Below are 13398 nucleotides of genomic sequence, written 5' to 3'. Positions count from 1 at the left end.
CGCGCCGCCACCGGTGTTCGGTCGACTTGCGAAACCGGCGCACCTGGTGGCGATGGCAGCCCGGCGTGTCCCAGTCGGACCCGGATCATCGCTGGAAACGGATCCGCGGCGTTGACGATGACGGCTGTCTGCTCGTTCGCCCGGCCAGCGTGCCAATGGGTGGGTACAAAGATTGGCCTGCTGTCCGTGGTCTCAATGATTTCGCCGAAGTCGCGGTCTGCGTGGCGATGGCCGTCGGAACGACAGAGTAGGTCTTCAGAACAGTCGCTTCGTGAAAATGTCTACTGCTGAGCACTATTGGGTCTTGATGGGTAGGTTCGAGACAAATGGAACCCGCACCGTTGGTCCGTGCGGAGATTTGCACCGCGAACACCTGGGCTGCGTCCCCGACGCCGAGGCCGAGATACGTCAGCTGCACAACACATGGTCGCGGTCTGGACTCGGGCGACCGCGACCGCGATCCACGCCGGAACCGAGGACAACGACCGCGACCGGCTGTGGGGCAGAGAACCCGGTTCGTGGGAACGCATCGCACGACTGACCGGCGCCGCTTGGTCCGTCGGCGTGCAATAGCGCAGCCAAATGCTGCCCATCGATGCGCATGTCTGCTTGATCAGGGTGGCGGATGAATTCCCAGGTGGGGGCCTATTTTTCGAGGTAGTGGCCGGTTTCGGCGTCGACGTTTCGGCGTGTTCGAACCAGCAGGGACCACGCATAATGGCTGGTCAGACGTGGTTTTCCACGTAGGCCAGCCATCTTTCGTGCAGATTGCGTGCAGAATCGCTCGGCCACGGGCGGCCGAACGCGCCGGTTGTGGAAGGCGAGGGACTGGTGCAGGCCGCTGGAGGGACCGGCGTTATCGCAGATCGTGCCCAGATAGATCGGTCGACCGGGATGAGGAGCCGGTAGAGGCGGGGTCTGCTGAGTCGCTCTAGTGGCCGCGCGTCGCGCGTTCCGTGCCGATGCGACTGACCCCCGGTCGCTGCCGTCACGACACCGGCTGGTCGCCACCCGATGTTCGGCGGGTTGGCCGGTGGCTGCGCGTTGGCCCCACCACTCCATTCGAGTGGTGCTACCCGGCCGCTTGAAGCCGGCCTGCGCCGCTTGCCGGGAAGCTGGTGGATCTGGGCCGGTGGTAGCCCGTGAAATACTTCGGTCGTGCCCAAGCTGTGGAATGACGCCATCACCGCGCATCGCCAAGCTGTGCGGGACGCCTTGCTGGACACGACGGCCGAGTTGGTCGCGGAGAACGGACTCGCGTCGGTGACGATGACGCAGATCGCGGAGCAAGCCGGTATCGGCCGGGCGACGTTGTACAAGTACTTCCCCGATGTGGAATCGATCATGCGGGCCTGGCATGAGCGGCGCGTCGGCGGGCACCTGCAGCAGCTGGCCCAGATCGTCGAGCGAGGTGGCAGCGTCGAGCAGCGCCTGGAGAAGGTTCTGAGCACCTACGCGATGATCGATCACGAGCATCACGGCGGGGAGTTCGCGGCGGTGCTACATCAAGGGAGCCATTCAGGTCACGCACAGGCGCACATTCATCAACTCGTCCAGGCGCTCCTTACCGGAGGATAGTCGACTCCAGCTGTTCGAGTCTGGGCGTGGGCTCGACGAGTACGGACGAGTGCGAACGGCGGGATGTATCGCAGGTTCGTGCACTCGACAGGCCTTACGGAACAAGGACAACCGGAAAACGTCTTGTCATCGCGGATTCCACATCGATCCGACGATGTCGGGCCGCTGGTGGAGGCTGGTACTTGATCCCATGTTCGATGCGCACTCGGCAGGACAAACCAGGTGGGAACCTGGAGAATGCCTGGTCGTAGCTGGGCCGGTACGCGATTTGAGTGTCGTGACCTGCATATGTGTGTTGGTTCCGTCCCCATCTCGGATATACCTCGGCCGAATGTGTTCTGGCAGTGACGCCATTGGTGCTCACGTAAAGGTTCATGGAGGCAACACCGAGAATGATGCAGCACACGGCCCGGCGCTATCGGAGGTGTCGACCACGCCGAATCGCTTGAATCTGAAGCATTTTGGGCATGCTTCTGCGCAGTTTCACGGCGTGGCGCGACGGCCGCCGAGGAAGCCCAAACATGTTGGATCCTTGGCCGTGTCTGCCGAGGCGAATGCCCCGACCGCGGCACTCCGGAACTAGCGGTTGTCTGGGTCTCGGGTCGTGACTACGAGCTCGGGTTTGCCATCGGGTTTCGCGTCGGGTCCTGCCAGCTGTTCCCACATCGCATCGACCATGGGCTGGAGGAACAGCTGTCCCACTTGCCGAATCATGAGCCCGATCGTCTGGCCCATCTCGGGCCGACTGGTCGAGGCGAGTCCAGCGTCGCGCAGTCTGGCGATCTCACTGCGACTCAGTTCGGTGAGTCGGGCCAGTAGCTGCCTGCCGCCCTCGTTCGGATTCAGTAGCGCGCGGCGAAGATAGTTCACCACTGTGGGGTGCGTTTCGAGCATGACCCGCACTGCCTCGTTTCGGGCAGCGGCCACTTCGTTGGCCGGACCTTCATCGGGGACTTGCGCGATCGCGTGCGCGTGGTAGTCGACGACGAGCTGTTCGACTGCGTTCCGCAGGCCGTCTTTGGTCTTGAAGTGGTGCTGTACCAGTCCGACCGTGACCCCGGCGGCGTCGGCGACGGCGCGCATCGATACGCGGTCCTCACCTTGCTCGGCGTACAGGTCAAGGGCGGCATTGCGAATTCTGGCCTTCGCCGTCAGGTCGTCGTCACTCGCTCGTGGATCGGTCACAGGTGTCGGGGTCTCCTCTCGGCAGGATCATACAACCGACACGAAGGGCTTTACATTCGCACTGTTTGCTATACACTCATATAGCAACGAAGGGAGTTGCCGATGTCACGGCTCGATTCGCCCGCCCACCCACTCAAGGGTGTTCACGTAGTCACACTGGCGATCAACCTGCCCGGGCCGCTCGCGGCGGCGCGGCTCACCGATCTCGGAGCGTCCGTCACGAAGGTCGAACCGCCCACCGGCGATCCGGTGTCGGCAGTAGTACCGAGCTGGTATCGGGAGCTCACAGCCGGTCAGCGAGTCATGACCCTGGACCTCAAGAAGTCGGTCGACCGGGCCACGCTCGACAGCGAGCTCGCGGGGGCGGATCTGCTCGTCACAGCCATGCGTCCGTCGGCGCTGCGCAAACTCGGGCTAGCCGACCCGACGCGAACCCACCGACGACTGTCTCATGTGGAAATCGTGGGCCACGACGGTGCGAAGGAGGAGCTGGCCGGCCACGACCTGACCTATCAGGCCGTGCACGGGACACTGCAGCCGCCTGCGATGCCGACGGTTCCGGTCGCCGATTTCCTCGGCGCCGAGCGGGCAGTCTCTGCGGCATTGCTCGCGCTGATGTTGACGGCGGTTTCCGGTGTGGGGCAACACCATCGGGTGGTGCTCGAACATGCCGCAGCGGCGGCGGGCGCGGCGGTCCGACACGGACTCATGGGCGACGGCGGACCGCTGGGAGGCGCGGACGCCGCCTACGGGATCTACGCCAGCGCGGACGGTCACGTCGCGCTGGCCGCACTCGAACCGCACTTCCGGACCCGAACATGCCAAGCGCTGGGGGTCGAGGGCCATCGCGAGGAGATCGCGAACGTGTTCGCGACCCGGTCCACCGCCGAATGGGAAGAACTCGCCGAACGCTGGGACATCCCCCTCGTCGGCATCCGTAGTTGATCGCAAGGAGTAGAGAAGTGGCTGTTCGTGAAGCTGTCATCGTCGGTGCGGTCCGTACACCGGTCGGACGACGCGGCGGGGTGCTGCATCGATGGCACCCGGTCGATCTGCTGGGGCAGACGTTGCGGGAACTGGTCGACCGTACCGGTGTCGAGCCGGCATTGATCGAAGACGTCATCACCGGGTGTGTGCTCACCCAGGAACAGCAGGCGGGCAATATCGGCAGGCACGCGGTGCTGGCGGCGGGACTGCCCGAGTCGGTGCCCGCGGTGACCGTCGACCGGCAGTGCGGCTCGGGCCAGCAGGCCGTGAGCTTCGCCGCGCAAGCTGTCATCGCGGGGTCACACGACCTCGTCATCGCCTGCGGTGTCGAGTCGATGTCGCAGGTGCCGATGCCGGCCGCGATGGTGCCCGGTGCACCACTCGGTCCGCACTACAGCCCACGCGAGCTCGCCAGGTACGAGGGGTGCCTCGTGGCACAGGGCGTGTCATCGGAGATCATGAACGAAAAATTCGCCCTCTCGCGTGCGGCTCTGGACGATTTCAGTGCCCGTAGCCACGAGCGAGCCCTCGCCGCGACCGCGGCCGGGTATTTCCGGGAGCAGTTGGTACCGCTCACCTCCGATCCGGACGATCCCAGCGGACCTTCGATCGAGGCGGACGAAGGTATCCGTGCGCACCTGGACCGTGACAAAATGGCCTCGCTGACAACAGTGTTCGCGGCCGATGGGCGGACGACCGCGGCGAACTCCTCTCAGCTCAGCGACGGCGCCGCCGCGCTGATGATTGCCGACCGGGAATTCGCCGAGCGCCACGGTCTGGTCCCGCGTGCCCGCTTCCGTGCGCTCACGGTGGCAGGCGCCGATCCGGTGATCCAGTTCAGCGCGATTCTCGATGCGACGCATAAAGCCCTGCGACGGTCCGGTCTGTCTGTCGAGGACATCGATCTGTTCGAGGTCAACGAGGCCTTCGCTGGTGTGCCGTTGATGTTCCAGCAGGAGTTCGGGGTTTCCGACGACCGGCTCAACGTCAACGGTGGCTCGGTGGCTATCGGTCATCCGCTCGGATCGACTGGTGCTCGCATGTTGACCGACCTGCTCCACGAGCTCGAGCGCACCGGCAAGGACCTGGGTCTGCAGACGATCTGCGAGGCGACGGGTACCGCCAACACCACCATCATCGAACGAATCTCCAGGAGCCAGCGATGAGCTACGAGATCGTCAAGGGCCTGCCGTCGACGCACGGCGACCATTACCAGCTCAACACCACCACGCTGATCCGGCACGCTGCCCGTACCCACCCCGAGCAGGAGATCGTGTTCCGGACCGCCGATGGTGGCTGGGACCGCTACACCTACGGAGAGTCCTACGCGCGGATCCGGAAAGCCGCCAACGCCCTTCGCGGACTGGGTATCGGGCCCGCCGATGTGGTCGGCATCCTCGACTGGAACAGCAGGCGGCACTTCGAGCTGTACTGGGCGATCCCGGGAATCGCGGCGGCGATGCTGCAGATGAACCTCCGGTTGTCCGCCGAAGACCTCGGCTACGTCGTCACTCACAGCAACGCACGGTTCGTACTCGTCGACGAGAGCTTGCTCCCGGTCGCGGAGTCCCTGGTGGCGCAGGGCGTCGGCGTCGAGGGGTGGGTGCTGATGTCGGACCGGCCGCTGTCGGAGATCTCCACCTCGCTGCCGAACGTTCACCACTTCGAAGACCTGATCGCTGCGGCCGATGCTGAGATCGGCTGGCCGATGATCGACGAAACCTCCACCTACAGCGCGTGTTACACGACGGGCACGACCGGCAGGCCGAAGGGCGTCTATTACTCGCATCGCGGGATGTATCTGCACGCCATGGCGCAGGCCGCGACGTTGAGTATGACCCCTGACGACGCGGTCATGATCATCACTCCGATGTTCCACGGACAGTCGTGGGGGCTTCCGCAGTCGGGTGTGTTCAGTGCCGCCAAGATCGTGCTTCCCGGACGGTATATGGCGGAGGACACCTCGGTACTGGCCGATGCGATGATCGCCGAGAAGGTCACGATCGCCAACGGCGCGCCGGCGATCTTCCAGCCGATGCTCGATTACATCACAACCCTCGATGTGAAGCCGGACTTCAGCCGGGCCAAACTGCTCTCGGGAGCCACCGAACCGCCACTGTCGATGATGCGCGGTTTCCACGACCTGACTGGTGCCGACATCGTTCACGGCTACGGCGCCACCGAGACGACGCCGATGGTCACGGCCAACGGGCCGGTGAAGCCCTGCCTGCGGACCACGCTCACCGAGGATGAGCGATGGGATCTCAAACGGTCCCAAGGCCTGCCGGCCGTCGGCGTGGATATCCGGATCGTCGATGCGCAGGGCAACGACCTGCCCCACGACGGCCTCGCCCAGGGCGAGATCCTTGTGCGCGGGCCGTGGATCGTCGAGAGCTACCACAAGCTACCCGACGACGGCGACCGATTCCATGAGGGCTACTGGCGCACAGGTGATGTCGGCCGGATCGACCAGCGCGGCTATCTGAAGATCACCGACCGGATCAAGGACGTGATCAAAAGCGGCGGAGAGTGGATCTCCTCGATCGACATGGAGAACGCGATCGTCGGGCACCCCAAGATTCTCGAGGCCGCGGTGATCGGGGTTCCGCACCCGAAATGGCAGGAGCGCCCGGTCGCACTCGTGGTCACGGTGGATGGCAGGGAGCTGCCGCTGCGCGAAATCCACGCTGTGCTCGAGGGTTCCTTCGCGAAATGGCAACTGCCGGAGACGGTGCTGTACATGAACGAGCTGCCACGCACCAGCGTCGGCAAGCTCGACAAAAAGGCCATGCGGGTGCAGTACTCCGATACCTACGAGGACGCCCGATGACCAGCGAACCGATTCTGAAGTCGCGCCACGAGGGCGCCGTCGCGGTCCTCGAGATCAACCGCCCCGCAGCGCGAAACAGCCTTTCGCCTGCACTCGTCGACGCGATCGACAGCGCGTTGCGAGCGCTGCGGCACAATCAGGCGACCTGTGCAGTGGTCATCACCGGTGCGGACGGTTGTTTCTGCGCGGGCGCCGACATCACCGGATTCGACGACATGCGACAGGTCGCACTGCTCGGTGACTCCAGGGCGATGGATGCACGGATGTGGCCGGTGCTGGCCGAATTCCCCAAGCCGGTCATCGCTGCCGTCGAAGGACTCGCCCTCGGTGGCGGTCTCGAGCTTGCCTTGGCCTGCGATATCGCGATCGCTGGTACTTCGGCGCGGTTCGGTGTTCCCGAGGTCAAACTCGGGGTGATCCCCGGCGCCGGCGGTACACAGCGATTGATCCGGGCCGTCGGTAAATCGACGGCGATGACCATGCTGCTCTCGGGCGAATTCGTCGATGCGCAGACGGCGCTCGCGGCGGGCCTGGTGTCGGAGGTGACCCCCGACGGCACCGCGCTCGACCGTGCGCTCGCGCTGGCAGAACGCATCGCACGCAACTCACCTATGGCGGTGGCGCTGGCCAAGGACGCCGCCCTCGCCTCGTTCGAGACCTCACTGAGCCAGGGCTTGCAGCACGAGAAGCGCAACTTCCACATCGCGCTTGCTTCCGACGACAGCCACGAAGGCCAGGCCGCCTTCCTGGCCAAACGAGCCCCCGAATTCACCGGAAAGTAGAGAACCGACATGTCCGACCTGTTCCCCGACTACCGCGCACCCTGGGAGACCGACGACCAGGCGATGCTGCGCAAGCATGCCGCGGAGTTCTTCCGGCGCGAAGCGACCCCGAACCAGGAACGCTGGGCCCAACAACACGAAGTCGACCGCGGCTTCTGGAACAAAGTAGGCGACGCAGGCCTGCTCTGCCTGGAGTTGCCCGAGCACTACGGCGGCAGCGGAGGCAACTTCGGCCACGACGCCATCGTCCAGCAGGAATTGGCCCTGGCCGGTGACTCCGCCTTCGGATACGGCGTGCATTCGACGATCGGCGCGCACTACCTCTCGGCCTGCGGCACTGAGGAACAGCAGGCACGGTGGCTGCCCAAGACCGCTACCGGCGAGTCGGTCATCGCGATCGCGATGACCGAGCCCGGCACCGGATCAGATCTCCAGGCAGTCCGAACCACCGCGGTACGCGACCGCGACGACTACGTCATCAACGGCTCGAAGACGTTCATCTCCAACGGAACCCACTGCGATCTCTTGATCATCGTCGCCAAAACCGATCCTTCGCTGGGCGCCAAGGGCGTATCTCTTATCGTCGCCGAGACCGAGGGGCTGGCAGGGTTCGAACGCGGACGCGTGCTGCGCAAGGTCGGTCAGCACGGGCAGGACACCCGCGAGCTGACCTTCGTAGACATGCGAGTCCCGGCGCGCAACTTGCTCGGCGGGGCTGAAGGGCAAGGCTTCTACCAGTTGATGAACCAGCTACCACGGGAACGACTGAGCATCGGCATCGTCGGTGTGGCCGCAGCCGAGGCGGCCGTTGTCGAAGCTGTTCGATATGCCAAGGAGCGGCAGGCCTTCGGGAAACCGGTCCTCGACTTCCAGAACACGAAATTCGTTCTCGCCGAATGCAAGACCGAGGTGCTGGCTGGCAAGACCCTGATCGACCACTGCATCCAGCGCGCGATAGACGGAACACTCGATGCCGCGACCGCGTCGATGGCCAAACTGTGGGGATCGGAAATGCAGTGCCGAGTCGTCGACCGCTGCCTGCAGATCTTCGGAGGGTACGGCTACATGATGGAGTACCCGATCGCGCAGATGTACACCGCGGCGCGCGTGCAGAAGATCTACGGCGGCACCAACGAGATCATGAAAGAGCTCATCGCGCGCACCCTCTGATCGCCGACCCCACAGCCACGTCGTGGTTGTCCCCGACCCGGGTGGGTTGCGCACTGTCCCTTCGTCGGCGATCGCTGGTGGCAGATAGCGGTGTTCGTCGCGGCCTCGTAGCAGGGTCGCGCCGGCGCGGCCCTGACCATCCAGCCACGCGGACGGGCGTGAGTGGCCAACGAGCGTTGCGGCCGACTTCGTCATGGTCGCTGGGTCCGTCTGGTGTGGATCACCGGTGCCCGGCGGGTTCGAACAGCGATCTGTCGTCGAGCAGGGTGGGAGGTATGAACACAGTCGCCCTGACTCCGCCGTGGTCCGGCTCGGTGAGCTGAACCTTGATCTCGTTACGGCCGGCGAGGATCGAGACCACGATCAGCCCCATCCGTGCATCGCTCGAAAGTTGCATGAGACCGAAATCCGGCGCGCTTTCGAGGATTCGGTTGACTCGGCTCAGCTCCGGCTGGGACATTCCCTGCCCTTGATCAGTGATCTCGACCATCGCGCAGCCCCCGACTAGGCTGCCCGAGACGGTGACGAGTGCGGTCGCGGATGAGAAGTAGGTGGCGTTCTCGATCAGCTCGGCCAGCAAGTGGATGATGTCGGCGACGACATCGCCGTTGACCGAGACATCGGGAAAATGGGTGAGTTCGACGCGCGTGTAGTCCTTGGACTCGGTGATCGCGCCTCGTACGACGTCGCTGAGTATCACCGGATATCGCCATTGTCGGCCGGGGCGTTCACCGCCGAGGATGATCAGGTTCTCGGCGTTGCGGCGTTCGCGCGTGGCCAGATGGTCGAGTTTGAACAGCAGATCCATCTGTTCCGGATCTTCTTCGTGAGCTTCCGCGGCGTCGAGAATTTCGAGTTGTCGATACGCCATGGCTTGGCTGCGGTGTGCGAGGTTCAAGAAGATCGCGTTGACCGCGCCGCGAGTCCTAGCTTCGGCCATCGCCGCCGCCACCGCTGCGCGCTGTGCGGTGTCAAATGCCTCTGCCAGCTGTCCGATTTCATCGTCACCGAAGTCCGTCGGAGGCAGTGCCGAGGCCAGATCGATCGCGTCACCGGCGCGGATCCGGGCCAAGATCGCCGGCAGCTCCGTGTCCGCGACGGCCAATGTGTGCAGCTCAAGGCGTCGGAGACGTCGAATGAGTCCGCTGGCCAACCATGAGGTCAGAATGAATGTCACCGCGGCGAGTATCAGGGCTCCGAGCACGGTCAGCGCGGAGTTCCGCGCGGCGTCGTCCGCGATGTCGGTCGCTCGCTGTTGCACACCGACGAAGTTGGCACGCCACAGCGTCAACAGGCCGTCCACGATCAGTCCAAGAACCTGCTGTGCTGCCGCGGAATCGGCGGACAGCTGCCGGGCAGGTTCGTCGCGGTCCGACCGAGAGGTGTCCGAGGTGAGATCTGTCGGAGTGGGGGCAGCGCCTCTGGCGATCAACGTGCTCTCGAACTCGACCAGTTGCCGCCACTGCGGGCTGGCGGTCAGTTGCGCGACCTTCTGCTGGACGACGAGATCGTCCCTGTGTGCGAGGGAGTCCAGGTTGGCGTGGTATGCGCCGATCCTGGTGGCGAACGCCTGCAAGGCAGGCTGGTCGAGCACGGTCTCGGTGCCGGCGGCCGCGATGAGTGCGTGTGCCATCGCGCGGGTCACCGCGGTGCCCTATGCCGAGATCGTCGCGTCGATAGCGTCGAAATCGGCGGGCCCTGGCACCCGTGCCAATATCGACGAGTTCACCGAGACCACCTCGACCGCGATCGCCGCGGTGGGCGGCGCTCAGCGTGGCCGGGCGATCATCGTGCTCAATCCCGCGGAGCCGCCGCTGATCATGCGGGACACCGTGCTGGCGCTCATCGACTCCGCAGAGGCCGAGGTCCACGCGCGGATCAAGGAATCGATCCTGGCCATGGTGGCCGATGTCGCCGCCTACGTGCCGGGCTACCGGTTGAAGCAGGACGTGCAGATCACGCCGGTCGAGGCCGGAGCTCCGCTGCGCACGCTCGTCGGCGATGCCCCGGTCACCCACCAGGTCAGCGTCTTCCTCGAGGTGGAAGGCGCCGCGCACTACCTGCCCGCCTACGCGGGCAACCTCGACATCATGACCTCGGCCGCGGTACAGGTCGCCGAACGGATCGCCGCAGCCACCAAGGAGAGTGTCCGATGACCACCGAAGTCTTCCTGCAGGACGTCACCCTGCGCGACGGCATGCATGCCCTGCGGCACCGCATCAAACCCGACACAGTCGCCCGGATCGCCGCCGCGCTAGACGCCGCCGGCGTGGACGCGATCGAGGTCGCCCACGGCGACGGGCTGCACGGCGGCAGCCTCAACTACGGACCTGGCAGCCACACCGACTGGGAGTGGATCGAAGCAGCGGCAGGCGTGCTGCAGTACGCACGGCTGACGACGCTGCTCCTGCCCGGAATCGGCACTATCGAGGACTTGCACCGTGCGTTCGATCTCGGCGTGCGCTCGGTCCGGGTGGCCACGCACTGCACCGAGGCGGACATCTCCGCCCAGCACATCTCCGCTGCGCGCGAACTCGGCATGGACGTGTCCGGCTTCTTGATGATGAGCCATATGAACAGCCCGGAAGGTTTGGCCGACCAGGCGAAACTCATGGAAACCTATGGCGCGCAATGCGTCTACGTCACCGACTCCGGTGGGCGGCTCACCATGGACGGTGTCCGCGAACGTGTCCGCGCCTACCGGAATGTGCTCAACTCCGACACCCAGATCGGAATCCACGCCCACCAGAACCTCTCGTTGGCCGTGGCGAACAGCGTCGTCGCGGTGGAGGAGGGGGTGGCCCGCGTCGACGCGTCCCTGGCCGGACTCGGCGCCGGTGCAGGTAACACTCCACTCGAAGCGTTCGTCGCGGTGGCCGACCTGACCGGCTGGGAACACGGCGCGAACCTCGATCAGCTGACCGACGCGGCCGACGACCTGGTCCGGCCGCTGATGGATCGGCCTGTCCAGGTCGACCGCGAGACGCTGACGCTCGGCTATGCGGGCGTCTACTCGAGCTTCCTGCGCCACGCGGAGAACGCCTCGGCCACCTACGGTGTCGACGTGCGCACGCTGCTCACCGCCGCCGGTCGGCGTGGTCTGGTGGGCGGACAGGAAGACATGATCGCCGATATCGCGCTCGACCTGGTCAGCGATCACTGAGACTTCCGGCCTACGCGGGCCGGAAGGTGACGCGGTCCCAGCCTTTGTCACAGGAGGCTGAGACTGCCGTCCCGACAAGCCGGAGGATGGTGCGCCATGATCGCCGGTGCCAGGCGGTACGCAGGCCAGAGCGTCGCGCTGCGCAAGGCGCGCCGGCGACAGCAGTTCCTGGGAGCAGCGACCCGGGTGTGCGCCGAGCGGGGTCACCTTTCGTGCTCGCTCGTCGACATCTGTGAGTCCGCGGGCCTGTCGAAGCGGCAGTTCTACGAGGAATTCGAAACCCTGGATGAGGTTCTCATCGCGGCCTACGCCCGGGTGCAGGACGACGCGGCCGTCGCGGTGGCACGGACTTTTGCCGACCTGACCGTGTCCGCCGACCCGATCATGGCCGTGCGTGCCGGTCTGACCGCCTATTTCGGTTCGATCGACAGCGCGCCGTATCGCGCCGACTTCGCCGTAATCGAGCTCAGAGGCGTCGGTGGACGCATCGAACAGGAATGCAGACCTCACGCGCACAGGTGGGCAGGGCACATTCTGAATTTCCTGGAGGCGACAGGTACGCGCCAGGACGGCGATACCGCATGGCTGCTCACGGCCGTGGTCAACGCTATCGCACGCGAGTGGCTATCACGCGAGCCCGCGCTACCCCTGTCGATTTTGGTCGAGTTGACGACGGAAATGACGATGCTGTTGGTTGCGCGGGGGACCTCAGTGGACTTCGTGGCAACGATATCGCGCCATGGCCGAATACATCGAGATGCTGGTGTCGCGGGTGTCGGAGACTGGATTCGGTGAGGCCCCTTCGGTGAAACGCGAATATCGTGGTCACCCAGACCGAGACGGTGAACCTGGTCCTGCTGCCGCTGGGGTGACCAGTGGAACTCGAACATGACAACTGTGCGCGAATGAGTCTCACAGACGTCTCGCCACAACACCCCGATTCCGGATAGGACGCATCCGCCGGGAGTACACACAAAGATCTTTTCGCCCACGACGATGTCAGTGTCTGTGGGCCTGTCTAGAAGGAGATTGCCGATGTCACGGAATATGAAAGGCCCGAACCGGTTTCGTGCGCTTGGTCAGGCCTCGATGGGGGCATTGCTTGGCGCTGCTGGCATCGGCCATCTGACGTTCCTGCGCCAGGAATTCCGGGCGCAGGTCCCGCAATGGTTGCCAGTGGACCCCGACCTTGTCGTCGTCGCGTCCGGGGTTATCGAGGTCGGTCTCGGTAGCGCGCTTCTTGCGACCTGGAACCAGCCCCGCCGCGCGATTGTTGGCGGCGCGGTCGCGGCCTTCTTCGTCGCGATCTTCCCCGGCAACATTGCGCAGCTGGTCAACCACGTCGACGCATTCGGTCTCGATACCGACGCCAAACGGCTTGTGCGACTGGCTTTTCAACCGCTATTGGTCGTGTGGGTGCTGGCCGCGACCGACAGCCGCCGCGTCCTTCGGGAGCACCGCGCCCTACGGAATCGCAGGACCTTCTGACCCGTGGGCACCCGAGCTGTCAACCAACCGTGCGCAAATCTAGAGACGGCTGTTGATGGCCTTTTCCCGCGAGAGCCCGCGGCTCTCGCGTAGCCACCGGAGGGTGGTGCTGAACTCGGGAATCGAGATGGGTGGCGGATCGGGGTCAGGTCGGCGACGGCTGGGACTGCTGCGCGGAGACTTCTGTGTCAATGCTCGAGTACCACCAGTCCCGC

11 protein-coding genes and 1 pseudogene are annotated in these 13398 nt (G+C 64.9%); 10 read left to right on the top strand and 2 right to left on the bottom strand.

Features of this window, described 5'->3' with window-relative positions; genetic code table 11:
- Positions 1–1158: 1158 nt before the first annotated feature.
- Positions 1159–1578 (top strand): TetR/AcrR family transcriptional regulator, encoded by a 420-nt coding sequence (locus tag AB0L91_RS22000; protein WP_365012668.1) that lies wholly within the window; start codon positions 1159–1161, stop codon positions 1576–1578.
- A 579-nt stretch (positions 1579–2157) separates the two neighbouring features.
- Here the strand turns inward: AB0L91_RS22000 and AB0L91_RS21995 are convergent.
- Positions 2158–2763 carry a TetR/AcrR family transcriptional regulator gene (locus AB0L91_RS21995; protein WP_365012665.1) on the bottom strand — a complete coding sequence of 202 codons (606 nt, stop codon included), beginning with the start codon at positions 2761–2763 and terminating at the stop codon, positions 2158–2160.
- Between the two features lie 102 nt (positions 2764–2865).
- Here AB0L91_RS21995 and AB0L91_RS21990 point away from each other — a divergent pair, with 102 nt between their 5' ends.
- Genes AB0L91_RS21990 through AB0L91_RS21970 form a run of 5 tightly spaced genes read left to right on the top strand, consistent with a single transcriptional unit; the run spans position 2866 to position 8532 of the window.
- Complete coding sequence (locus AB0L91_RS21990; protein WP_365012662.1) at positions 2866–3708, top strand: CoA transferase; 843 nt, start codon at positions 2866–2868, stop codon at positions 3706–3708.
- 17 nt (positions 3709–3725) lie between these two features.
- Positions 3726–4916 (top strand): thiolase family protein, encoded by a 1191-nt coding sequence (locus AB0L91_RS21985; RefSeq protein ID WP_365012660.1) that lies wholly within the window; start codon positions 3726–3728, stop codon positions 4914–4916.
- On the top strand, positions 4913–6580 hold the full coding sequence (locus AB0L91_RS21980; RefSeq protein WP_365012658.1) for a long-chain-fatty-acid--CoA ligase: 1668 nt from the start codon (positions 4913–4915) through the stop codon (positions 6578–6580). Before AB0L91_RS21985 ends, AB0L91_RS21980 begins: the two co-directional genes overlap by 4 nt.
- Complete coding sequence (locus AB0L91_RS21975; protein ID WP_365012656.1) at positions 6577–7362, top strand: enoyl-CoA hydratase-related protein; 786 nt, start codon at positions 6577–6579, stop codon at positions 7360–7362. The genes AB0L91_RS21980 and AB0L91_RS21975 overlap by 4 nt, the downstream gene beginning before the upstream one ends.
- Before the next feature lie 9 nt (positions 7363–7371).
- Positions 7372–8532, top strand: a complete 1161-nt coding sequence (locus AB0L91_RS21970) for an acyl-CoA dehydrogenase family protein (protein ID WP_365012653.1) — start codon at positions 7372–7374, stop codon at positions 8530–8532.
- A 220-nt stretch (positions 8533–8752) separates the two neighbouring features.
- Here the strand turns inward: AB0L91_RS21970 and AB0L91_RS21965 are convergent, their stop codons facing one another.
- On the bottom strand, positions 8753–10165 hold the full coding sequence (locus AB0L91_RS21965) for an ATP-binding protein (RefSeq protein ID WP_365012650.1): 1413 nt from the start codon (positions 10163–10165) through the stop codon (positions 8753–8755).
- Here AB0L91_RS21965 and AB0L91_RS21960 point away from each other — a divergent pair.
- From AB0L91_RS21960 to AB0L91_RS21945, 4 genes and pseudogenes are all read left to right on the top strand, one after another.
- Positions 10161–10688 (top strand): annotated as a pseudogene (locus AB0L91_RS21960) (acetaldehyde dehydrogenase); the annotation flags it as partial. The gene AB0L91_RS21965 and the pseudogene AB0L91_RS21960 overlap by 5 nt on opposite strands.
- Entirely contained in the window at positions 10685–11695 is a 1011-nt protein-coding gene (dmpG, locus tag AB0L91_RS21955) for a 4-hydroxy-2-oxovalerate aldolase (RefSeq protein WP_365012647.1), read from the top strand. The pseudogene AB0L91_RS21960 and the gene dmpG, both read left to right, overlap by 4 nt.
- Positions 11696–11791: 96 nt before the next feature.
- Positions 11792–12490 carry a TetR/AcrR family transcriptional regulator gene (locus AB0L91_RS21950; protein WP_365012645.1) on the top strand — a complete coding sequence of 233 codons (699 nt, stop codon included), beginning with the start codon at positions 11792–11794 and terminating at the stop codon, positions 12488–12490.
- A gap of 240 nt (positions 12491–12730) precedes the next feature.
- Positions 12731–13183 (top strand): hypothetical protein, encoded by a 453-nt coding sequence (locus AB0L91_RS21945; RefSeq protein WP_365012643.1) that lies wholly within the window; start codon positions 12731–12733, stop codon positions 13181–13183.
- The last annotated feature ends 215 nt before the right edge of the window (positions 13184–13398 follow it).

The sequence above is a fragment of the Nocardia sp. NPDC051833 genome (assembly GCF_040681225.1).
Classification (GTDB): Bacteria; Actinomycetota; Actinomycetes; order Mycobacteriales; family Mycobacteriaceae; genus Nocardia.
Note: the sequence above shows the minus strand (reverse complement) of the source record. Positions and strands in the feature narration are given on the sequence as shown.

What these genes read in the sequence shown, in the direction of transcription:
- AB0L91_RS21965 (WP_365012650.1), bottom strand. Translation starts at nt 10,165, where the DNA reads ATGGCACACGCACTCATCGCGGCCGCCGGCACCGAGACCGTGCTCGAC.
- AB0L91_RS21945 (WP_365012643.1), top strand. Translation starts at nt 12,731, where the DNA reads ATGTCACGGAATATGAAAGGCCCGAACCGGTTTCGTGCGCTTGGTCAG.
- AB0L91_RS21950 (WP_365012645.1), top strand. Translation starts at nt 11,792, where the DNA reads ATGATCGCCGGTGCCAGGCGGTACGCAGGCCAGAGCGTCGCGCTGCGC.
- AB0L91_RS21975 (WP_365012656.1), top strand. Translation starts at nt 6,577, where the DNA reads ATGACCAGCGAACCGATTCTGAAGTCGCGCCACGAGGGCGCCGTCGCG.
- AB0L91_RS21990 (WP_365012662.1), top strand. Translation starts at nt 2,866, where the DNA reads ATGTCACGGCTCGATTCGCCCGCCCACCCACTCAAGGGTGTTCACGTA.
- dmpG (WP_365012647.1), top strand. Translation starts at nt 10,685, where the DNA reads ATGACCACCGAAGTCTTCCTGCAGGACGTCACCCTGCGCGACGGCATG.
- AB0L91_RS21970 (WP_365012653.1), top strand. Translation starts at nt 7,372, where the DNA reads ATGTCCGACCTGTTCCCCGACTACCGCGCACCCTGGGAGACCGACGAC.
- AB0L91_RS21980 (WP_365012658.1), top strand. Translation starts at nt 4,913, where the DNA reads ATGAGCTACGAGATCGTCAAGGGCCTGCCGTCGACGCACGGCGACCAT.